At 56.0% G+C, this 21,381-nt stretch carries 18 protein-coding genes; 4 read left to right on the top strand and 14 right to left on the bottom strand.

The features are described 5' to 3' along the window. Positions 1–92: 92 nt before the first annotated feature. Positions 93–980 (bottom strand): AEC family transporter, encoded by an 888-nt coding sequence (locus tag Q0824_RS13940; protein ID WP_298451884.1) that lies wholly within the window; start codon positions 978–980, stop codon positions 93–95. Positions 981–1,080: 100 nt separating this feature from the next. On the opposite strand from Q0824_RS13940, the gene Q0824_RS13945 reads away from it, so the two are divergent. After that, entirely contained in the window at positions 1,081–2,262 is a 1,182-nt protein-coding gene (locus Q0824_RS13945; RefSeq protein WP_298451886.1) for a PatB family C-S lyase, read from the top strand. Positions 2,263–2,272: 10 nt separating this feature from the next. On the opposite strand, the gene Q0824_RS13950 is transcribed toward Q0824_RS13945, so the two are convergent. Next, entirely contained in the window at positions 2,273–3,682 is a 1,410-nt protein-coding gene (locus Q0824_RS13950) for a succinylglutamate desuccinylase/aspartoacylase family protein (RefSeq protein ID WP_298451889.1), read from the bottom strand. 190 nt (positions 3,683–3,872) lie between these two features. On the opposite strand from Q0824_RS13950, the gene Q0824_RS13955 reads away from it, so the two are divergent. Next, positions 3,873–4,031: a YqaE/Pmp3 family membrane protein gene (locus Q0824_RS13955; protein ID WP_100638698.1), complete on the top strand. Its 159-nt coding sequence runs from the start codon at positions 3,873–3,875 to the stop codon at positions 4,029–4,031. A 40-nt stretch (positions 4,032–4,071) separates the two neighbouring features. Here Q0824_RS13955 and Q0824_RS13960 read toward each other — a convergent pair whose 3' ends face one another. Further along, a complete protein-coding gene (locus tag Q0824_RS13960; protein ID WP_298451893.1) occupies positions 4,072–5,709 on the bottom strand; it encodes an MBL fold metallo-hydrolase in 1,638 nt (545 codons plus the stop codon). Between the two features lie 190 nt (positions 5,710–5,899). Between Q0824_RS13960 and Q0824_RS13965 the strand changes: the two genes are divergently transcribed. Further along, positions 5,900–6,325 (top strand): thioesterase family protein, encoded by a 426-nt coding sequence (locus Q0824_RS13965; RefSeq protein WP_298452626.1) that lies wholly within the window; start codon positions 5,900–5,902, stop codon positions 6,323–6,325. Here the strand turns inward: Q0824_RS13965 and Q0824_RS13970 are convergent. The 5 genes from Q0824_RS13970 to Q0824_RS13990 all read right to left on the bottom strand — a co-directional run bounded on the left by Q0824_RS13970 (position 6,311) and on the right by Q0824_RS13990 (position 12,078). Next, on the bottom strand, positions 6,311–7,597 hold the full coding sequence (locus tag Q0824_RS13970; protein ID WP_298452629.1) for an MATE family efflux transporter: 1,287 nt from the start codon (positions 7,595–7,597) through the stop codon (positions 6,311–6,313). The genes Q0824_RS13965 and Q0824_RS13970 overlap by 15 nt on opposite strands. 306 nt (positions 7,598–7,903) lie before the next feature. Next, positions 7,904–8,401, bottom strand: coding sequence for a thiol peroxidase (gene tpx / locus Q0824_RS13975; RefSeq protein WP_298451896.1), 498 nt, complete (start codon positions 8,399–8,401; stop codon positions 7,904–7,906). Between the two features lie 124 nt (positions 8,402–8,525). Beyond that, positions 8,526–9,746, bottom strand: coding sequence for a multidrug effflux MFS transporter (locus Q0824_RS13980; protein ID WP_298451899.1), 1,221 nt, complete (start codon positions 9,744–9,746; stop codon positions 8,526–8,528). 220 nt (positions 9,747–9,966) lie between these two features. Beyond that, a complete protein-coding gene (locus Q0824_RS13985; RefSeq protein WP_298452632.1) occupies positions 9,967–10,878 on the bottom strand; it encodes a LysR family transcriptional regulator in 912 nt (303 codons plus the stop codon). Between the two features lie 48 nt (positions 10,879–10,926). Then, positions 10,927–12,078 carry an alpha/beta fold hydrolase gene (locus Q0824_RS13990; protein ID WP_298451903.1) on the bottom strand — a complete coding sequence of 384 codons (1,152 nt, stop codon included), beginning with the start codon at positions 12,076–12,078 and terminating at the stop codon, positions 10,927–10,929. A gap of 168 nt (positions 12,079–12,246) precedes the next feature. Here Q0824_RS13990 and Q0824_RS13995 point away from each other — a divergent pair, with 168 nt between their 5' ends. Then, positions 12,247–13,140: an acyltransferase gene (locus Q0824_RS13995; protein ID WP_298451906.1), complete on the top strand. Its 894-nt coding sequence runs from the start codon at positions 12,247–12,249 to the stop codon at positions 13,138–13,140. Positions 13,141–13,166: 26 nt separating this feature from the next. Here the strand turns inward: Q0824_RS13995 and Q0824_RS14000 are convergent, their stop codons facing one another. From Q0824_RS14000 to Q0824_RS14025, 6 genes are all read right to left on the bottom strand, one after another. Then, positions 13,167–15,194 carry a VacB/RNase II family 3'-5' exoribonuclease gene (locus Q0824_RS14000; RefSeq protein WP_298451909.1) on the bottom strand — a complete coding sequence of 676 codons (2,028 nt, stop codon included), beginning with the start codon at positions 15,192–15,194 and terminating at the stop codon, positions 13,167–13,169. A gap of 70 nt (positions 15,195–15,264) precedes the next feature. Then, a complete protein-coding gene (locus Q0824_RS14005) occupies positions 15,265–16,983 on the bottom strand; it encodes a diguanylate cyclase (protein WP_298451912.1) in 1,719 nt (572 codons plus the stop codon). Between the two features lie 196 nt (positions 16,984–17,179). Then, positions 17,180–17,629 (bottom strand): DUF411 domain-containing protein, encoded by a 450-nt coding sequence (locus tag Q0824_RS14010; RefSeq protein ID WP_298451915.1) that lies wholly within the window; start codon positions 17,627–17,629, stop codon positions 17,180–17,182. 141 nt (positions 17,630–17,770) lie between these two features. Next, on the bottom strand, positions 17,771–20,386 hold the full coding sequence (locus tag Q0824_RS14015; RefSeq protein WP_298451918.1) for a heavy metal translocating P-type ATPase: 2,616 nt from the start codon (positions 20,384–20,386) through the stop codon (positions 17,771–17,773). A gap of 6 nt (positions 20,387–20,392) precedes the next feature. Beyond that, the gene (locus Q0824_RS14020; RefSeq protein WP_298451920.1) at positions 20,393–20,824 is read right to left on the bottom strand and encodes a MerR family transcriptional regulator; all 432 of its coding nucleotides are present in this window, start codon (positions 20,822–20,824) and stop codon (positions 20,393–20,395) included. A 221-nt stretch (positions 20,825–21,045) separates the two neighbouring features. Next, the gene (locus tag Q0824_RS14025) at positions 21,046–21,366 is read right to left on the bottom strand and encodes a hypothetical protein (protein ID WP_298451923.1); all 321 of its coding nucleotides are present in this window, start codon (positions 21,364–21,366) and stop codon (positions 21,046–21,048) included. Positions 21,367–21,381 lie beyond the last annotated feature (15 nt).

Raw genomic sequence — 21,381 nt, forward strand, 5'->3', positions numbered from 1 at the left:
AGTTTAACCTTCGGTCAAAGTTTCCCCACATGCAAGGGCACCGTTGCTAATAACAGTATAGACCGCAATGGCTTCAGGCATTCACTATGTCCTCAGATGTAACCGGCGGCAAAAACCAGCCCAAGTACGATCGGCATAACAATAAGGCTGCCGAGGTTACTTATTAGTACGAGAGAAGCCACTTTATGGGGCTCTTGCTGATACTGCTCAGCCACCATGTAGTTGAGCACCGCAGGAGGCAGCGCGGCGAATACCCATAGTGAAGCGATTTGAAGGCCGGGGAGATCCAGCAGTGCAATCATCGGCCAGGCCAGCAATAGCCCACTGACCGGGCAGGCGATGGCGCCCAGCATGCCCAGTTTCCAATCGCTGAAGTCGATATCCAGCATACGCACGCCGAGGGTAAACAGCATCAGCGGTATGCAGATTTCCCCGAGCATGTTCAGGGAGTGCAATAGCCAGCCTGGCAGAGCAACGCCGCCAAGGTTAACCGCCAGCCCGGCGATGCTGGCAAACACAATGGGCAGTCTCAGGCGCTGCAAAATGGAGGTGTGCGGGTCGAGCATGTACAGCCCCACAGAAAAATGCAGCAGCATTTCCACAATGAATAGCACGATGGCTGCGGGCAGCGCCGCTTCACCAAAGGCCAGAACCAACAGCGGAATGCCCATGTTGCCGGAGTTGTTGAACATCATGGGGGGTAAAAAGGTTTTCAGGTTCAAGTCGAGTACCCGGGCCAGCGGATACAGAACAATGCCGGAACCGAGCACCACAACCGTTGCGGCGAGCGCAAGCCCGGCATAATCCTGAAGAGGCGCTTGCTGATCGGCCAGTACTGCAAACACCAGCATAGGCACAAACAGCTCCATGTTCAGAACGTTTAATCCACGAATATCCGGGGTGCGAAACCGGCCGTAAAGGGCACCGCAACCAGCAATGAGAAATACCGGCAGCAGGGTTGAAAGAATCTGGCCAATCATCAAAAACTCCAATAGGCGCCGCAGGTTGGTTGCGGTGGTAGTGTTACCCGACGACAATAGCCCGGATACCTGGATTGCTAATCGGTTATGGAGTTTACCAGTGACAAGCCCGTTTGATCAGCCTCTTAATCGCCAAGATACTTGCTCGGTAAAACTCGATGTCCGCAAGGCAGTATTTGGCCGAGAGGATGTGATTCCAGTGTGGGTGGCAGACATGGATTTCGCCGCACCAGAGGCGGTTACTCGCGCGCTTTCAGAGCGTGCCGCACATCCGGTTTATGGCTATACGCTTTTCCCCGATAGCCTTTACCAGTCAATACAGGACTGGTTTCGTGAGCAACATGGGTGGGAAATCAAGCGCCACTGGATACTGATGGCGCCAGGGGTTGTTCCTTCCTTGCATGCAGCCTGTATGGCTTGTGCTGCTCCGGGTGAAGGCGTGATTATTCAGCCGCCAGTGTACCCGCCGTTTTTCAGTTCGGTTCGCTTGAGCGGGCGGGAGATTATTGAAAATCCACTGGTTTGCGATGAAACCGGTTACTACCGGATGGATCTGGAGCACCTGGAAGCTTGCGCCGCCCGCCCGGATGCCCGCCTGCTGATGCTGTGTTCACCCCATAATCCGGTTGGGCGTACCTGGTCGGAGCAAGAGCTTGAAGCTGTTCTGGATATTGCCCGACGCCATGATCTGGTGGTGATTTCAGATGAAATCCACTGCGACCTTACCTATGCCGACATGCCACGGCACCGGATGCTGGCAACGCTGGCTCGGCCTGGCGATGCACTGATCACGGCTATTGCACCAAGCAAGACCTTCAACATCCCCGGGCTTGGGCTGTCTGCTCTTGCCATCCCCGATAAGGCGCAACGCAATGCCATGCAGGCAGTCTTCGATTCCCTGCATGTGCCCCAGTGCAACCCATTCAGTATTGCGGGATTTGAAGCGGGTTACCGTTCTGGTGGGCCTTGGTTGAATGAGCTGATGGCGTATTTGCAGGAGAACCGGGACTTTGTGATCAACACGGTGAATGCACGCTTGCCCGGCATCAAAACCCGCGCGCCAGAAGGAACCTATCTGGTGTGGCTGGATTGCAGAGGAATGGGGTTGGACGATGCAGCCTTGAAGCGGTTTTTCGTGCAGGACGCCGGAGTCGGAATGAACCCCGGCATCTCATTCGGTGAACAGGGCAGCGGTTTCATGCGGTTGAACATTGGTTGCCCCAGTGCTGTGTTGGTCGACGTGCTGCAGCGCATCGAGTCGGCTTTGAACGCGCGCACGTAAACCTTGAGCGCTATTCTCCCGGTACCTTGGCTTCTGTACCTATGTGATAGGCAGCAAAGCCCGCCATGACCACCTGATCTACCGCCATACCAATGATTCGGCCATCGCTGTTGGAGTGGATAGGGTACTGGGCATTGGTGATCGGGTCGGCGACATAGCCAAGAATCTGACCCTTGGACACTTTCGCGCCCAATTTAACCTTGCTGAACAGAATACCGCCGTCGTTTGCCCGCACCCACGCAGAGTTGTAGTACACGGGTTGCGGGTCGCCCCATACGAACATCCGCGAGATCATGCCCTGCTTTTCCATCAGGCTGGTGAGGCTGTTTACGCCTGCCTTGATCTGATGCTCCTGTATGCGATGGGATTCGCCAGCCTCCAGTGTTACCGCACGAATGCCCACATCTACCGCAGCGGTGCGGAGCATCCCGGGTGACCCGCTACTGTGCACCACCGCCATGCGGTCAAACCCGCGGGTAAATTCTGCCACCGTGGGATTGTTCATGTCAGCACGAAGTTGCGGCAGGTTGGTGCGCTTCAGTGAGCCAGTATGTATATCCACCAGCATGTCGCAGTGCCGGATAATTTTTTCGAAAAGTGAGTAGGCAATCCGGTCTGCCAGGCTGCCATTCGGCCGGCCGGGGAAGTGCCGGTTCAGGTCGCGGCGATCCGGCAGATATCGGCTACCCTGCTGGAATCCGGGCAGGTTCACAATGGGGATGCCCACCACGCTGCCACTGAGTTTTTCCGGATCAAGGTCGTACATCGTCTGGCGGATAATTTCGATGCCGTTCAACTCGTCGCCATGGATGGTGCCTGTCAGGCATAGGGTGGGGCCGGCGTTGACGCCGTTAACCACCAATACCGGTGTGGGCTGCGACAAGCCGGCAATCTGAATACCAGACGACCAGGCCAGGCGGGTTGATGTACCCGGTAACACTTCGCTGCCAAGCAGAGCCAGATTTTTTGCGGGCTGTGGACCTTTAACTTCTGGTTCGGATGCTTTGTCTTCTGGAGCGTCGGCGACGACTACCGGCTCTTCGGTGCCTGGGCTTTCCTGAATGGCAGGGTCTTTCGGCGGCTCAGGAGTAGGTGCAGGCGCAACTTCCTTCAGGTCAATGTTGGGCGCTACTTTCTTCGGCTTTGGCGAACGCTTTGGTTTGGGTGCTTGTGCGGCTTCTTCAGCTGCAGGGACCGCTTCCACTGAGGGCGTGTCAGGTGGTTCCCGTCGTGGCTCTGAGCGCTCTACATCCTCAACGTTTTCATCGTCCGCCAATTCTGCCAGCAGAATCTCCTGGATTACAGGATTCTGGCCGCTGCTTTTAGGTGGGTCTGCCAGTGAAACAGAAGGCAAGGCCAGCATGAGCAAGCAAAAAGGCGGTGTCAGAGCGGTCAGCATTTTCAGCCTGTAAAACAGCATGATTCCTCACGGGTCGTTCACGAAGGCCCAAGGATAAAGGTTGGCCGAGGGTCATGAATATGGCAATAACACAGATTTAATGCCATTTTCATGGTGCAGACATGAACATTGTTGCCAATAATAGTTATGGTACGCAGGGTACATGCGTACCTGACCTATCCAGTTATATCCGACTGAGGGAGTTAACTATATGGACTTTTTGCGAATTATTATTGCCATTCTGTTACCGCCACTGGGTGTGTTTTTGCAGGTGGGTATCGGAAAACACTTCTGGATCAACATACTGCTGACGATTCTGGGCTACATTCCCGGTATCGTGCACGCGGTATACATTATCGCCAAAAAATAAGCATCGACAGGCGCTTTGCACGCCTGCCGATGGGCCGGGCTCAGGTGGACTTTGTGGCCTGCCAGAGCCCGTCTTCCTGCAGGGCGCGGCCATCAGCCTCCAGTTTCAGCAAATGGGCCAAGGCAGAGCGGGCTGCAACGCCATGAATAGCCGCTGGCACGTCGCCGTAGGCTTTGCTGGTGAGGTCTTTCAGGTTCACCGGTGAAAGCTTGGCGAGGGCGCGCGCAATCTTATGCTCCCTGGCCAGCCGGTGAGTGATCAGATAGTCGATGATCGCTTGCGGTTGCCCCATCACGAATCCGTGGGCAGGGGCAATGAAGCGGATTTTTTCGGCAAACAGGTCGTAGAGCGATTCCAGATAGGCCTTCATGTCGCCGTCCGGCGGGTTTATAACCACTGTTGAGCCCTGCATGATGTGATCCCCTGAAAACAGCAGCTGCTGATCCTCTAACAGGAAGCACAGGTGGTTGGAGGCGTGTCCGGGTGTGTGCAGAACCTTGAGAGTGCCCGCATCGGTTTTGATCAAATCCCCATGCTCAGGCTGTTGGTCGGGCGCGAATTTATGGTCCTGGCCCGGGCCATCTGGTGCAGGTCGACCGTAAACCCGACAGCCCGTTTGCTCCTTCAGCGCCTGGGTGCCCGGTGAGTGGTCCAGATGGGTATGAGTGACTACCACCGAATCAATTTTGCCCCCCGTTACCTCAAGAATACGTTCTATGTGCCCTGCATGGCTTGGACCCGGGTCGAGCACGGTAAAGCGTTCGTGACCCAGAATGTAGGTGTTGGTGCCAGGGCCGGTCATCACGCCGGGATTAGGTGCTGTAAGGCGAATCACGCCTGCAGCAACCTCAACCGCCTCACCGGGAACAATCTCTGCTTTGGTACTGCCTTCCCCTTCCGGGTCCAGCTTGACGGCCTCCGCGTAGGCCGGAGAATCCGGCTCCAGAAACACCGACTTGCCACGACGGATCGCTGGCCAGGGCTGGCTCGGGTAGGGCTCGGGAGGATTTGCCCAGGCGTAGCGCATGAGGCTGTCTACAGAGTCAAAATCCCGCAAAACCCTGAGGGTTCCCAAGGTTGGCAACGTCATCAAGCGCGTGCCGGCACGCTGCTCTTGCAGCGCTTGTTCGGGGCGAATCCATACGTGATCAATGGTTTCCTCGCCATCATGGCTCACGTACTGGTTTTCTGGTGCTTCGGTCACGAAGAATCGGGTATCAAAGCGCCGGGGAGGGCCGGGAGGGGTAATCCAGTGGCTCAGGTAGGCCAGTCTGTCCAGAGGGATGGTTAGCTGGTGGCGCTGGCACAGCTCGGCCAGGGGCAGCTCGCCTTTGAATACCGCTTTGCGGTCATCGTGGGCAGGGTGGTCTCCGCCGATGAGCTGCCGGTCGGCATCCATGGCCACCAGTACGCCGGCCTCCTCAAAGCATTCGCGAACAGCCGCCAGCATATAATCCGCGCCGCCTTCACTCAGGCTCATGGTGTGGCTGATTTCCGTGTCTTTCACGCCCGCTGCGTGCAGGCGCCCATGGGATTCCTGCTCATCTACCGCACCGCCTGGAAACACATAAAAGCCGGGTAGAAAAACGGCGCTCCAGGTGCGTTGTAGCAGTAACACTTCGATGCCTTCGGGGGTGTCCCTTACCAGTGCCAGAGTGGCCGCAGGGCGAATATCCATAGATTTTCCATTGTTCACAACTGTCACCTCAACTTGCCTTTACATGCAGCGCGCAAAGGCTGAATTCAGCGCTAAAAGACCAGCACTGACGATAACCGATTTTTGCAACAAGATCATTGAGATGAAGGTCGTGGCACAAGAGGGTATCATTCAGTGCTGCACACGACCCTTTGCTATACAGGTACCTGAAGTGGCCCGAATCAAGCTTTCCTTCCCCGATAATGTGTTCTGTTTTGAAACCCTCATGCAAGTTCGAACAACGGATATTAACGGTGCCAACCACCTCGGTAACGATGCACTGGTGTCGATGCTGTCGGAAGCGCGGGCTCAGTTTTTGATCAGTCTTGGTATTTCTGAGGGCAACAACAGCGGCCAGGGCATTATAGTGACGGACCTTGCGACCATGTATCAGTCGGAATCCTTTTTCCCGGAAATGCTACGATTTGAAGTGGGAGTGATGGACTTCAATAAATACGGCGGGGATTTTGTGTTCAGGGTAACCAAGGCCGAGACGGAGCAGGCTGTTGCTTTGGCAAAGTATGGATTTGTGTTTTTTGATTACCTCCAGAAGAAGGTCACCCCCGTTCCGGAAAGCTTCCGGTCACGCTTTGCCTGAGGCGCTTTCCCGGAGTTGTTTCATGCCGGCGCGATAGAAGCTGTAAGCCATAATGCCGGCCAGCAGGTTGCCCACCAGCGCACCGCTCATCAAACCGTAAATGCCATTGAGCTGGCTGCCCAGCCACAGCAGGGGCAGAAAGCACAAAAATAACCGCAGCATTGAAACCAGCAACGCCCGCACGGCAAGGCCAAGGGCGTTGCAGATGGACACCATCAACATGCACACCCCCAGGCCGCTGTAGCTGAGTGGCACCCGCACAAGGTAGGCACCAAGAATCTCTTGCACCTGTTGGTCACTGCTGAACAGTTCCGATACCAAACCAGAGGCGATTAGCCAGAGCAGGCCAATGGCCAGCTGCCAGCCCACCACAAACCGCACGGCAATTCGCACCAGTTTGCGAATCTGTTCAATATCCCCGGCACCCAGCAGTCGGCCAATCATGGGCGGCATGGACATGGTGAGTGCGAGCACGACCACAATGGAGAAAAATTCCAGGCGTGTGCCCAGGCCCCAGGCTGCCACGGCGGCGGAGCCGAAACCGGCGACCATGGCCGTTGCCAGCATGGCTGAAACGGGCGGCATAAGCTGGCTGACCATGGCGGGCGCCATGATGCTGTTGAGTTGTTTAAGGGCGCGACCCAAGGCGAGTTCGCGAAGATCGAAGCGAGCCCAGCCGCGCTTCAACAGTTTGGGGTAAATAAACAGACAGCCTATTCCGAAGGCGGTTACGGTGGCCCAGGCGGCACCGGGCAGTCCCCAGCCGAATACGAATATGTAGAGCGGGTCCAGAGCGATGTTGGCGAGGCTGGTAGCCACCATCATGTAACCGGGTAGTTTTGTGTCGCCATGGGAGCGGCAGATGCTGTAGCCAAAGTATAAAAAAGCGCCGATCCAGGCGGAAAATAGCCAGGGTAACCAGTAACTGCGCACCATAGGGAGCAGGGTGTTGTCTGCGCCGAGTGCGGTCATGATGGGAGTTTGAAGAAGCCACAAGATAACACACAGTACGAAGACCAGTGTGCTGCCAACGACTATGACAAGCCCACCCAAGCGAAATGCCCGGAGTTCGTCGCCTACCCCAAGTGTTCGCGAAATGATGGCGGTGGTGGCAATGCCGAGACCAACTTGTAACCCGATGATCAGTTGGTGCATGGGGAGTGTGAAGCCCAAAGCAGCCAGTGGATCCCGGCCAAGCTGGCCGATAAATGCGCTATCCGCGAGCTGGAAGGTCATGAGTGAGAGTGCGCCAAACAGCATGGGCCAGGTCATGGTGTAAAGCTGTCGGGGTAGGCTTGCGGTTTGGGTGGTGCTCACGGGTTTTGGGTGGTGCCTTGGTTTGGGTTTGGGTTTGGGTTTGGGTTTGGGTTTGGGTTTGGGAGTGGAAGTCTAACAGTTTTACTTTGGAGTTAACCTTTCGGGTGGGTCGGGCTCCCCAGACACGCCGTGAACCCGTCCGTGGGGGCTTGGCATTGCCATCCTTGGCAATGCACAGTCTGGGGAGCCCGACACACCCAAAAGGCTCCGGGCCGGAGTGGTTTTCCGCCAGGTTTTTCTAGTGCCGCTTTAAAAGTCTGCTCAGAGCACCTTCAGTGCTGCGTCGTAGTCCGGCTCGTCGTGGATTTCACTGACCAGCTGGCTGTGGATAACCTTGTTGGATTCATCCAGAACCACTACCGCTCGTGCGCAGAGACCGGCAAGTGGGCCGCCTTGAAGCCCTACGCCGTAATCCTGCTGGAAGCTGTAGTTCCGGAAGGTGGAGAGGGTTTCTACATTTTTCAGGCCTTCGGCACCGCAAAAGCGGGACGCGGCGAAGGGCAGGTCGGCGGAGACAACCAGTACAACCGTGTTGTCGAGGGAACCTGCTTTTTCGTTGAATTTACGGGTGGATGTGGCGCACACACCTGTGTCGATACTGGGGATGATGTTCAGGATTTTGCGTTTGCCTGCCCAGTTGTCGAGGGTGACTTCTTCCAGCCCGCTGCTGGTGAGCGTGAAGGCGGGTGCTGTGTCGCCGTTCTTAGGAAATTCGCCGCTCAGTTCAATGGGGTTGCCGTCAAAAGTAACTGTGCTCATGGAGTGCTCCTTGGGTGATACAGAAGGTGATACGGAAATAGCTAAACAGAGATAGTCTGAAACAACCTACCCTGTTTAGTCCATTTTGGATGACTTTGCATCCCTTCGGGCCGATTGAGTATGCCTACTGGCTGGATGCGGCCTGCGGTTCGAACCCGGGAGCGGGGTGGCGTTGAACCAATAGCAGGTAGCTCGCCAGTGCGGCAGCGGCGCTGATGGCAATGGTGACAGCCATAACCAGAGAGGTGCCATCGTGAAGAATGCCTACAAGCATGCCCGCGAAGGCCGCGATGGCCATTTGTGCAAAACCGAACAGCGCGGAAGCCGAGCCAGCCATACGCGGGAAGTTGGCCATGGCGCCGGCCATGGTTTGGGGCATCACCATGCCTGTACCTGCCATAAATAGCGCCTGCGGCAGTATAACTGCCCACACACTGAAGACTTCTGCCAGTGCCAGGGCTGCCATCAGGCTGCCACCTGCTACAGCTATGACTAGCCCGCGAACCAGAATTTGATCTGGCACCAGGTGGCTGCCAAGGCGGATTGCCGAGAGGTTGCCGGTGACATAGCCAACCACAATGCCGGCGAAATAGAGGCCAAATTGTTGAGGTGGCACTTTGAGAAAATCGATCAGTACGAATGAGGAGCCGGAGAGAAATGCAAACAGTCCGGAGAATAGCAGCGCGTTGGTCAGGGTATAGCCCAGGAAGCTGATATCTGTGCCTATGGCGCGATAATTTTGCAACAGGCTGCAAAGCTTCAGGGGCTGGCGATATTCAGGCCGCATGGGTTCGGGGATGCCGAAGGCAACGACGACGGCCATGATCAGGGCGTAGCCCCCCAGTGCGACGAAAATGGAGTGCCAGCCCAAGCCGGCCACCATGATGCCGCCCAGTGTGGGTGCGACGGCTGGCGCCAGCGCCATGATGCTGGCAAGTAGTGCCATTATTTTCGCGGCTTCGCGGGGTGTGTAAATATCCCTGATGGCTGCACGGCCCAAAACTGGCCCAGCCGATCCGCCCAACGCCTGTAAAAAGCGGCACAGAATCAGGGTTTCGATGTTGCTGGCGAGTGCGCAACCTATGCTGGCGATGGCAAACACTATAAAGCCACCAATCATGATGGGCTTGCGGCCAAAGCGATCTGCCAGCGGGCCACATATCAGCTGCGCTATGGCAAAACCAACCATGTAGAGGCTCAGGGTTAGCTGAACCTGGCTGGTGCCTGTGCCAAAGTCGCTGCCGATTTGCGGCAATGCCGGCAAATACATGTCGGTGGCAAGCGGGCCGAGGGCTACGGCGGCGGCGAGCAGTATAGTGGTCCATATACTGGTGAGTGCGAGCATCTACTATCCATACCTTGGGGGGTGGCGATTGAGGGGGCGAGGCTTCCAAAACACGCTGTGAATACGTCCGTGTACGCTTGGCTACGCCATCCATGGCTCCGCACAGTTTGGGAAGCCTCGCCCCCTCAATCGCAGTCAACTTTGGGGTGGATTCTAGGGGGTGCCTAACGAAAAAATAACAGGGGCGCTGCTCATAGGATATATGAGCAAAACAGATAAGTTAGTCGTTGAGGCCATTCATGGTGGCGGCTACGGCGTTTACGTGGTTTCTCAGCCAGCGGTGTGCCGGGTCGTTCTGGTTGCGGCGATGCCACACCATCAGCAGGGTGAAAGGCTTGAAACTGAAGGGCAGGGGCACCCAGGAAAAATCCCGAAGTAAGTATTTGCTCATTCGCTCAGGCGCGGTAACCAGCATGTCAGTGCCCCGGAGGAATTCCGGCAGGCCGGAGAAGTTGGAGACGGTAATGACGTTGCGGCGGGTCAGGCCGCGCGCAGATAACCCGGCTTCGAGGGCGGGTTTTTCTCCGGTGCCGAACACCAAAGCGATGTGGTCGGCTTTCAGGTAGTCGGTAACCGTTTCAGGGGCTTCGCGCTGGCTGGGGTCGTAAAAAACCACCATGCGATCGCCCATCAGCCCTCTTTGCATAATGTCTGTCGCTTCGGGGGCGTGGGGGGAGATGATCAGGTCGCAGATGTTTTTGCGCAGCATGTCTGCCGTGGGAATGCCCGAGGCAATCACCTGCAGCATGATACCCGGTGCTTGCTGCCGCAGACGCTGCATGAGTTGCGGCAAAAGCAGATCTCGCTCGTAATCATTGGCCGCAACTGTGAAGGTGAATTCTGTAGTTTCAGGGGTGAACGGTGGGCCGGAGGCCAGAGAGTGCAGGTCGTCGAGAATCTGGCGAATGTGCGGGCCTGCCTGCACTGCGTAGCGTGTGGGCGTGATGCCGCGCCCGGATTTGACGAACAGGGGGTCGCCGAGGGCTTTGCGCAGGCGGTCGAGCGTGTGGCTTACGGCTGACTGGCTGACTCCAAGCTTGACGGCCGCGCGGGAGACACTGCCTTCGTCAAGAACGGCAACGAAGGTTTGAAGCGCGCGGATATCAAGGTTGAATGTATCAATAAGGTTCATGGGTAGCAGTGTAATCCACAACCGCCGATCCCGGAACCGGGCAGGCTATCAATCTGAACGCTGGGCCAACCACTCTGCGATTTCCAGCCAGCTTTCCCGGGGCGCTTTGCTTCCGGCCAGAATGCCCATGTGCCCGCCCGGAGTTACGCGGAAGGTTTTGTCCACGGAACTGACATGGTCCATCAAGCTCATAGCAGCCTCGGGCGTTACCATGGTGTCTTCGCTACCGGCAATGGCAAACAGGTTGGCGGTTACGTTGATCAGCTGTGCATGATCATCACCAATTTGCACCTTACCGCAGGATAATTCGTTGCCGATCCAGAGGCGCACCATCGCGTCCTGAACGATGCCGCCGGGGTAGGCCACCATGCGATCGAGGAAGGCGGAGGTAGTGGCATGGCTGCTGACAAATTCCCGATCCCCCAGTCGGATAACCAGCTCCCAGTAACCCATAATGCTGCCGATCGGGTTGGTTAGTTTGAAGCCGATGGTGTTTGCCCAGCCCGGGCTGTGAAACCAGTGGGGTTTGAGGTTGTGAAGTTGAAAGCCGGTGCGCTTGTGAACGGCTCCGGCAATATCCGCCAGCCGCTGGTTCAACAGTCCCAAAACGCCCGATGCGTGGCTGTCGATAGGTGAGCCCAGAACAATGGCATTGCGGATATGCTGGTCTTTGCTGAGGGCTGAATAGAAAAGGGTGAACATGCCACCCATGCTCCATCCGTGCAGCGATAGTTCCTGCTCACCACTGTGCTGGCGAACCCTGTCCAGGGAGGCGGGTAGCAGTTCAGCCACATAAGTATGCAAGTTGTAATGACTGTGTGCCCGCGTCGGTATGCCCCAGTCTATGAGATACACCTCAAAGCCCTTCGCCCGCAGAAATCTCACGAGGCTGCGCTGGGGGAAAAGGTCATAGATCAACATATTTACGGCAAGCGGCGGAACAATCACCACCGGTGTTTTATGCCGGTTTGGCTCAACGGGAATGGTTATTCCATCCAGATCAATGAAGCCTTCTTTCAGTGGCGCGTAATAGCGCAAGCTGACCAGGCCATCGGTATGAAGAGTTTCAAAAGGTGTTTGCCCGGCTTGCACCAGGCTAGCAGCGCGGAAAACGCGGTCAAAGGCATTGCCCGCATAACGTGATGTTTGCCGTGCCAGCCCGGCAACTTTTGCAGTCGCGGTGTTGATAATATTGGGCATCAAGAAAATCCGTGTTAAAAGATGTGAGGCTAATGCCAAACACTTGGCAGCGCCATGGCAATGCTGTCACTTTTGGTTGGCAGGGCGGTCACAATCAGCCACTGCCCATAGCCGGTGCTGATTGGTATGATTGCCCACCACTGGCTAAATAATCACAACAGGAACCGTATGCTCAGTTTCCTACCTGCTCCCGTTATTGGTGTGCTCAACTCTATTTTGTTGGCAATTAACACACTCTTCTGGTGTGTGTTGCTCTATATTCCTGCCCTGCTGAAGCTCATTATTCCACACAAGGGCTTTCGGGTACTTTGTACCAAGATCATTATCTGGATTTCAGAGTCCTGGGTGGCCTGTAACACTGGCTGGATGAAGCTGACCCACGGTACGAAATGGCACGTAACTGGCGCGGAAAACCTGCGTCGTGAAAGCTGGTATCTGGTCCTGAGTAATCATCAAAGCTGGGTGGATATCTTTGCCATGCAGCGAGTGTTCAACCGCCGCGCACCTTTTTTGAAGTTCTTTCTGAAGCAGCAGCTAATTTGGGTGCCGGTTATCGGGCTTGCCTGGTGGGGCCTGGATTTCCCGTTCATGAAGCGATACACCCGTGAGTATCTGATCAAGCACCCGGAGAAGCGCGGAGAAGATCTTAAAGCCACCCGCCGTGCCTGTGAGAAGTTTCGCTATACGCCGGTGAGTGTGATGAACTTTGTAGAGGGCACGCGGTTTACCCCGGCAAAGCACGCGAAGCAAAAATCCCGGTACAAGCATTTGCTCACGCCCAAAGCGGGCGGTGCTGCGTTCGTGCTGGACACCATGGGCGATTCAATACAAACGTTGGTGGATGTCACCATTGCCTACCCGGGTGGGGCTCCGTCATTCTGGGACTTTATTTGCGGCCGGGTGAAGGAAGTGAAAATGGAAATTCATACCGTGACGATTCCCGAACACCTGAAAGGTCGGGATTATGCGACCGATGCAGAGCACCGGCGCAATGTGAAGAACTGGCTGGGCGAGCAGTGGCAGGCCAAGGATGCCCGCCTGGAAGAAATGCTCACACCGTAATCACTGCCTGGCATATACGAGCGACGTCAGCTTTTGCTGGCGTCGCTCGAGCTTTCCTTTGCGCTCTCCGGCGCACTCGCCCTGGCATTGGTGGCGACCTCTTCGACTACGTCTACCAGCTTGAAGTTAATCTGCCGGCGCTCTTCTTCCACTCCGGAAAAACTGACTTTAACAACTTGGTCCAGTTGAAATATGCGTCCGTTCTTGTTGTGAATCAGGCGCATTGTGACCGGGTCAAAGCTGTACTTGCCGTTAAGGTCCCGGCAGCTTACAAACCCTTCCAGCCCGTTGGATTCCAAGCGCACGAAAAAGCCCGCAGGAATGGTTCGGCTGATCACACCATCCAGAGGTTCTTCGCCCAGAGTTTTGGCAAAATCGCTCTTGAGCCAGGTTTCCAGGCTGTTGGCGGCCTGCCGTGCTTTGAACTGAGCGGTCTGAAGCATTAGCAGCTCGTCACTGCCCAAGGCTTTCATTGGGGTGTCCCAAAGCGCCGCTTTAATCATCCTGTGAACATACAGGTCAGAATACTTGCGCAGTGGAGAGGTAAAGGTGGTGTAGGCGTTTAGCCCCATGCCCTGGTGTGGTGCTGCAGTGAATGACATCTCTGCCCGGGCCAGCTGGCGCGAGAGAATGGTTTTTACCGGCACTTCGGCTTCCAGCTGTGACGTCTCTTTCATCAGCGTTTTGAACCCTTCCGGCGTGGTGGCATCTATACCCGCCAGGTGTGGCGCGTAGCCCTCAATCAGTGCCCGCACGTTGTCGGCGCGGTCATCCCTCAGGCCCGGGTGCTGGATAAACAGGCCCGACGCCTGCCTGGACAGGAAATCCGCAGCACAGCGATTAGCCGCTACCATGCATTCCTCAACCAGACGGTGCGCTTCGTTCTGTACCGAAGGCTCGATGCTGCGAATGCGCCGGTTTTCATCCAGCCTTAACCGGAATTCCGGGCGATCACCGCTTAGCAAAGCATGTTCACTGCGCCATTTGCGCAATGCGGTGGCGGCTTGATGGAGTTGATCCAGGCTGTTGCAAACGGAATCCGGCAAGGCTTTGATATCTTCGTCTTCGCGGCCTTCAATCAGATTGGAGACCAGATCGTAACTGAGCTTACCTTTGGAGCTGATGACGGCCTGGTGGAAGCTGTAATCGCCCAGGCTGCCGTCGTTATTGACCTGCAGATCGCACACCAGGGCCAGTCGCTTCACGTCTGGCATCAGCGAGCACAGTCGGGTGCTGATGGTGTCTGGAAGCATGGGCAGAGGGTCGCCAGGGAAATAAATGGCGGTTGCGCGTTTGCAGGCTTCGAGCTCGGCCGCACTCGTTTGGTCAATAACCGCAGCCGGGTCGGCAATGGCTATGGATAAGGCCCAGCCAGTAGCGTTGGGTTCGGCCAGAAGCGCATCGTCCATGTCCTGGGTGGCGGGGCTGTCGATGGTTACATAGTCCCGGCCTGTGCGGTCTTCCCGGCCTTCGCCGAGGGCTTCAATGGACGCCTCGCTCAAGCTTTCCGCCTGTTCTACAACCGGGGCCGGCCAGGTGTCTGTAAGATCAAAGGTGGCCAGGGTCAGGGCGCGTTCAATGCCCGGCTCGCCGGCTTTGCCAATGACTCGCAGAACCTTTGCCTGCCCCTTGCCATCTTTGATCGGGTGTTTGTGCATGCAGCAATACAGGTAATCATCAGGCTGCGCGTTCATGCGCTCTTTTGGCGGAATAAAAATCCAGCGATTAATGCCCGGGGTTTCCGGCACTACAAAATGCCCTTTGCCCTTCACCAGATAACGCCCGACAAAGGTGCTTAGCCGGCTTTCGATAAGCTCGTCGATGACACCCTGGGTTTTACCCTTTTCCACTTCCTGTTCGGTGACATTCACCCGGTCACCCGGGAGCACTTTTTGCATTTCTTCCGGTGGCAGGAATACATCCCGCCCTTCATCCAGTGCGACGAATCCAAAGCGGCCGTTGGTGGCTTTAACGGTTCCGGGGAAAACAACTTTGCTTTCCTCAATGTCAGACTTTAGCTGGCGCAACTGGCTGAGAGCGTCGGCGTTGAGCATGGGTTAACCTGGCTAAAAAAATGAATGATGGGGCGGAGTATAACGGTTATGGCGATGCGAGTCAGACCCGTTACGCTGGGTTAATTTCCGTATCTTCCCTGGTGTTGATGCAAACGCGGTTGCGTCCTTCTTTCTTGGCCCGGTACAGAGCCTGGTCTGCATTTCGCAGAACCTTGCTGATGTTGTCCCCGGGTTTGGAGAAATACCCGCCCACGCTGATAGTGACGGGTGTACCGGTCTTACGGCTCTCAACCTCGACACTTTCGCGAATGCGTTTAGCGATGTGTTCCAGAGTTGGCGGATCGCAGGGAGAAAGCAGGATGACGAACTCGTCACCGCCCCAGCGCCCCGGGTGGTCGTAGGGGCGAAGGCTGGCTTTCAGCCACAGGGCAACGCGGCATAGGATTTCGTCACCTGCCTGATGGCCAAGCTGATCATTTATGGCTTTGAAGTGATCTATGTCGAGCCATATCAGACCAAAGCTGTTGCCCGAGCGGGCTGACCGCTGAATTTCATCATCCAGAGCTTCGTCTATTCCCCGGCGGTTTTTCAGTCCTGTGAGGGGATCAATTCGGGCGAGTTGATTCAGTTCGTCAGTACGTTGGGCAACTTTGTTCTCCAGTTCCCTGGTGGAGTCCCGCAAGCTTTCGGTCATTTTTTCGAAGTGGTCCACGAGACGGCCAATTTCGTTGTCGGGTTTGTCCAGCCGGGGGAGGGTAAAGCTGCCGCTGCGAACTTTTTCCACCGCCTTTTCGAGCCCCACGATGGGCTTTACGATGCGCGACTGGAGAATAAGGTGGAAGACAATCAGCGTAATCAGAAGGCTGGCGATGAATACTGCCACCAGAGGCCATAAATAGCTTTTGGGTAATAGTGTGTTCAGATCCAACAGGGTGATTTCGAACCAACCAATTGCAGGTAAAAAAGCCACGCCGGCGAGGTGTTGGCGACCCTCTACGGTGACAAACCCACTTTCGACATGACCCGCTTTGTCCGAGTTCTTCTTGAGTAACTGAAGCATGCCAAGAATTTTCTGTTTGTCCTCGGGGGCGTCAAACAGCAGGTCGACGGTGTTTTTCTGGCCTTCGGGTTTTATAACGCTGGCAAAATCAATGTAGTTACGATCCCGGTATAGCTGTATAGCGCCGTTGTAGTCAACAAACAGGGTGGTGATGCCTTCCTGATTGATATCAACAATATCCTGCAGAAACGTATCGAGATTCATGCCGGTGCCAACCATGCCCACAATCCGATCGTCAGGGCTGCGCATCAGCACATCAATCCAGAGTTTGGTAACACCCAGTTCGGCGTCGGGATTGACGTTCAGATGGAAATTTCGCCCTTCTTCGATCAGCTGGTAAAACCACGCATCATTGGGCTCTTCGGGGTTCAGGACATAGCGGAACTGCTTGCCGGCGTAGTCATTTTGTTCGTTGTTGAAGTAGTAGCGGCCGCTTTCCCGAAGAGCGACAAAATAGCTGTTGTCCCGGAAGTTGTCGCGAAAGCTCTCCATTTCGCGGATGGCATCAGCTTCCAGAGCCTTGTTCTGAGGTTCTGCTGCCCAGTTGACCAGTGCGGTGGAGTTTGCCATTTGCCGGGCGAGGCCAATTTCGCGCTCCAGGGACTGCAGCAGGCGGGCGCTGTCATAGCGCACCTGTATTTCGGCCACCTGTCGGCCCCAGCGCTCAATCAGATCAGCGGAGAGTTCCCGGTAGGCTAACCAGGAGGCGCATGCAGCAATAATGATAAGGCCGGCAGCGATGCTGAGGAACCGGGTTTTAAGGCGCAAGCAATTCCGTCTCCGTACAAGGGGGATCGGAAATAATGATAGTGCACTGGTGGGTAAGATTATAGGAATTATTGCAGGGCCAGACGTAAGCAAATCACCGGAACCGGCAGCAGGTCCGTATCGGTGCCTGCACTACACCGATACGGTTTACCAGGCGCTTTGGGGGCGTTGCGTTGCGACAGCGCCCGGCAGAAGGCTAGTTGTGCTCGGCAAACACCTTGGTCTGACCCTTATCGTTAAACATCAGCACCTGATAATGGTCTTTGCGGTCGCCCATTTCCATACCCGGTGAACCGGCAGGCATGCCGGGAACGGCCAGGCCTCTGGCTTTCGGAGCGTCTGCGATCAGCTTGTGGATATCAGCGGCGGGCACATGGCCTTCGATTACATAGTCACCCACAAAAGCCGTGTGGCAACTGGCCAGATTGCGGCTGATTCCGGCTTCGAATTTGACGCGGTTCATGTCGTGGGTATCTGTGGTTTCCACGTCAAAGCCATTGCTTTCCATGTGGTCAACCCAGGCGGTGCAGCAGCCGCAGGTGGGTGATTTGTATACGTGAATGCTCTGTGCGGCGCCGGCGGCTACTACAGGTGCGCTGAAGCCAAGTGTGGCGGTCAGGGCCATTCCCAGAATCTGCTTTTTCATGGTGTTTCTCTCTTTAATGTGGTGTTCAGTGATGGCTGTGATCTTGTGCAGGTGCGTCGTTGCTGGATGATGAAAGCCAGAACCACCAGACGATGGCGACCATCAGAACAAGCCCACCGGCATTGACCAATATAGTTTCCATCAGTTCCGCTCCTCTTTTGATTTTTCGCTTGGCGCTTGAGCCGGTTTGCTACTGGTTTTAAACAGGCGCAACCGGTTGGCGTTGGTCACTACGGTAACCGAAGACAGCGACATGGCGGCACCCGCAAGAATCGGGCTCATCAATATGCCCCAAATCGGGTACAGCAGGCCTGCAGCTACCGGAATGCCCAAGGTGTTGTAAACGAAGGCCCCGAAAAGGTTCTGGTGAATGTTCTTCACCGTGGCCCGGGAGATTTCAATGGCATCCGGCACCCCGTGCAAGGAACCCCGCATCAGGGTGATGGCGGCGCTTTCGATGGCCACATCGGTGCCTGTGCCTATGGCGAAGCCAACATCCGATGCGGCAAGCGCGGGTGCGTCGTTAATGCCATCGCCCACCATGGCAACCGTGTAACCCTTCGCGCGCATTTCGTTGACTATGTCGGCTTTGTCTTCGGGCAGAACTTCCGCGCGGTATTCATCAATGCCGGTTTTTGCGGAAATGGCCTTGGCGGTGGCATCGATATCGCCGGTAACCATCATGACTCGTATGCCGGCATCGTGCAGGCGCTGAATGGCTGCTTCGGAATCCGGTTTGATGGCATCCGCCACCCCCATGACCCCCAGCAGTTCTTTGCCCCGGGCAAGGAATAGCGGCGTGCCTGCCTGCTCGGTAATAGAATCTTCAACCTTGGCGAGATCCGTCAGCGACAGGCCTTCGGACTCCAGCCAGCGGCGGTTGCCGAGCCGAATCGGCTCACCCTCAAATTCGCCCGCTACGCCCTTGCCGTTCAGGGCCTCGAAGCCGGTGACGTTCAGAGGCTGTGCGTTCTGCTCTTTTGCTTTATTTACAATAGCTTCTGCAAGCGGATGCTCGGAATGCTGCTCCAACCCTGCAGCCAGTGCCAGCAGCGCTTGTTCATCGCCATTCACCGCATGCACGCTGGTCACCGCCGGATGGCCTTCGGTGATGGTGCCGGTTTTATCCAGAATCACCAGGTCCAGCTTGCCGGCGGTTTGCAGGGCATCCCCCTGACGAATCAGGGCGCCGTATTCCGCCGCCTTGCCAACACCGACCATCACCGACATAGGTGTGGCCAAGCCTAGCGCGCAAGGGCAGGCAATGATCAGAACGGTGGTTGCCGCGATGATCATATGCACTACAGCAGGCTCTGGCCCAACGTTGTACCAAACCAGTGCCGCGGCCACCGCAATGAGCATCACACTGGGCACAAACACCGAGGATATTTTGTCCGCCAGCCGCCCAATGGCGGGCTTCGAGCCCTGGGCCTTTTTAACCAGATGAATAATCTGCGCCAAGGCCGTTTCGCTGCCTACCCGCGTAGCCTCATACACAATCGCACCATGAGTGTTCATAGTACCGGCAGACACCTCGTCACCCTCTGCTTTGGTAACCGGCATGGGTTCGCCAGTGAGCATGCTTTCATCTACACGGGTGCTGCCTTCCACCACAAGCCCGTCTACCGGGAGGTTCTCGCCCGGGCGAACCCGAATGTGATCGCCTTTGCGTACATCCTCTACCGGAATATCCTGTTCATGCCCATCACGAATCACCCGTGCCGTTTTCGCCCGTAAATCCAGCAGCCGACGAACCGCTTCAGAGGTTTTACCCTTGGCCCGAAGCTCCAGTGCCTGCCCCAGATTGATCAAACCGATAATCATGGCCGAGGCTTCAAAATACACATGCCGCGCCATCTCCGGCAAAGCCTCGGGAATACTCACCACCGTGATGGAATACAACCAAGCGGTCCCTGTGCCCAGCGCAATCAAGGTATCCATATTGGCGTTGTGGTGCCGGAAAGCCTTCCACGCCCCGTTGAAAAAATGCCCGCCTGTGCCGGCCATAACCAGCAGGGTTAGCACACCGAGCCCAAACCACACGCCCTGGTTTGCTTCGGATATGGTCATGGAACCAAACACCATGCCATAGACCATCAAGGCCACACCCAGCCCCAGGCTGATCGCCATCTTTAACAGCAGGGTTTTGTACTGTTTCTTATCTTCTTTCTGCTTCTGATCATCCGCGGCATCGGCATCTTCAATCACACTGGCGCCGTATCCGTAACTCTCTATCGCATTGATCAAAGCCTGCGCGTCTGACACGCCCGTTGCCGTGGCGGTATTGTCCGCAAGATTCATGTGGGCGTGGGTAACGCCCGGCACCGACTTCAGCGCCTTCTCAATGGTATTCACACAGGAAGCACAGGTAGCGCCGGTTATCGCCAGCAGCATCTGGTCGTCACCTTGCGCAGGCGTTGCCGGCTTCTCCGGTTTATTCTCCGGCGCTTTGGCCTGTTTGCCTGAATTTGTATCAGGCTCTGAGTCGTCTTTCTTTGCTTTGGACGCGCAACAGCTGGCGGGCTTTTCAGCTGCGCCCACTACTTCTGCCGGGAAACCGGCCTCCGACACAATTCTGGCAACCTCCGTAGTATCAAATCCTTCCGGCAAGGCGACCGTTTGATCCTCCAGATTAACCTCAACCAGATTCGCATCACCGATCAACGGTTCCAGGGCATTGCGAATCTTCTTCACATAGCCCTGACAGGTGGCGCCAGAAATGCTCAGTGTGGCTTTTAGCTCAGGTGCTTCACTCATAACGATCTACTCCTCAACATGCTTTGCGGGAGCCTTGTCATCCCAATGTTCAATCAAGCGGCAGATAGTTCGGCCATCCGGTGTGCCGTCTGGCATATCCTCCCAGGCGCCCAGCGCTGATTTCATCCGTTTGCGCAGCTGCTGCAATTCTCCAATCTCACGCTCCACATCGGCCAGCCGCTGCTGAAACACATCGCGAACCATAGGGCAGGGCGAGTGATGGTCATCCGCTTGGTCGAGAATCTGCCGAACCTCGACCAACGAAAACCCCAACTGCCGTGCCTTACGGGCAAAACGCAGCCGCCGAAGATCCTCGGCATCGTAATGCTGGTAATTGTTATCCGGGTTCCGCGTGGGTTTAAGCAGCCCCTCGCGTGTATAGAATCGAACAGTGTCCGGATTAACCCCGGCAGCGGTAGCAAGCTCTTTAACTTTCATAATCGGCAGTACCCGCCAAGTTTGAACGAGCTTTGGTGTGGGTGGCCCTTCCGAAAATGCTCGGAGCCATGGATGGCGGAGAGCAAGCGTACAGGGACGTATTTACAGCGGTTTTCGGAAGGGCCACCCACACCAAAGCGGATATAGCCCAAGCTAAATCGCCCGGGGCTTTAATTTGATACTACAATAAAACCTGTGACCTACTCATAGGTCAAAGCTTTTCAGGAAGAGGGGCTTTTCGCCCGAAGGAAGGTACCGCAGCTTTTACATTGATCAGGCGCCATCAACTTGGCCTGCCAGCCAATCTTCACGCCACACGCCGGGCAAGCCAGACGCAACTGCAAAATCACAATGGGAGTAATCAACGCCACAAGCAAAAGCCCTAAAGGCCCCCACTCATCACCACTGGAAAGCCCAAGCTGACTGCTGAACACCAGCACAATCACCAACGCCAAAAACGCGAAAATGAAATAATTTCGATTCCAGCGCTCCCAGCGCCGAAGCTTCGAATCCTGTTCCGGTGTCAGATACCCCGTGGTCATAAAATCCTACCTGCA

It is taken from the genome of uncultured Marinobacter sp. (genome assembly GCF_947488835.1).
Lineage (GTDB): Bacteria > Pseudomonadota > Gammaproteobacteria > Pseudomonadales > Oleiphilaceae > Marinobacter.

Excerpts from the sequence above, each read along its gene's own strand:
- Q0824_RS13940 (WP_298451884.1), bottom strand. The coding sequence starts at position 980 with ATGATTGGCCAGATTCTTTCAACCCTGCTGCCGGTATTTCTCATTGCT.
- Q0824_RS13950 (WP_298451889.1), bottom strand. The coding sequence starts at position 3,682 with ATGCTGTTTTACAGGCTGAAAATGCTGACCGCTCTGACACCGCCTTTT.
- Q0824_RS13955 (WP_100638698.1), top strand. The coding sequence starts at position 3,873 with ATGGACTTTTTGCGAATTATTATTGCCATTCTGTTACCGCCACTGGGT.
- Q0824_RS13960 (WP_298451893.1), bottom strand. The coding sequence starts at position 5,709 with ATGGATATTCGCCCTGCGGCCACTCTGGCACTGGTAAGGGACACCCCC.
- Q0824_RS13970 (WP_298452629.1), bottom strand. The coding sequence starts at position 7,597 with ATGACCTGGCCCATGCTGTTTGGCGCACTCTCACTCATGACCTTCCAG.
- tpx (WP_298451896.1), bottom strand. The coding sequence starts at position 8,401 with ATGAGCACAGTTACTTTTGACGGCAACCCCATTGAACTGAGCGGCGAA.
- Q0824_RS13980 (WP_298451899.1), bottom strand. The coding sequence starts at position 9,746 with ATGCTCGCACTCACCAGTATATGGACCACTATACTGCTCGCCGCCGCC.
- Q0824_RS13985 (WP_298452632.1), bottom strand. The coding sequence starts at position 10,878 with ATGAACCTTATTGATACATTCAACCTTGATATCCGCGCGCTTCAAACC.
- Q0824_RS13990 (WP_298451903.1), bottom strand. The coding sequence starts at position 12,078 with ATGCCCAATATTATCAACACCGCGACTGCAAAAGTTGCCGGGCTGGCA.
- Q0824_RS13995 (WP_298451906.1), top strand. The coding sequence starts at position 12,247 with ATGCTCAGTTTCCTACCTGCTCCCGTTATTGGTGTGCTCAACTCTATT.
- Q0824_RS14000 (WP_298451909.1), bottom strand. The coding sequence starts at position 15,194 with ATGCTCAACGCCGACGCTCTCAGCCAGTTGCGCCAGCTAAAGTCTGAC.
- Q0824_RS14010 (WP_298451915.1), bottom strand. The coding sequence starts at position 17,629 with ATGAAAAAGCAGATTCTGGGAATGGCCCTGACCGCCACACTTGGCTTC.
- Q0824_RS14015 (WP_298451918.1), bottom strand. The coding sequence starts at position 20,386 with ATGAGTGAAGCACCTGAGCTAAAAGCCACACTGAGCATTTCTGGCGCC.
- Q0824_RS14020 (WP_298451920.1), bottom strand. The coding sequence starts at position 20,824 with ATGAAAGTTAAAGAGCTTGCTACCGCTGCCGGGGTTAATCCGGACACT.
- Q0824_RS14025 (WP_298451923.1), bottom strand. The coding sequence starts at position 21,366 with ATGACCACGGGGTATCTGACACCGGAACAGGATTCGAAGCTTCGGCGC.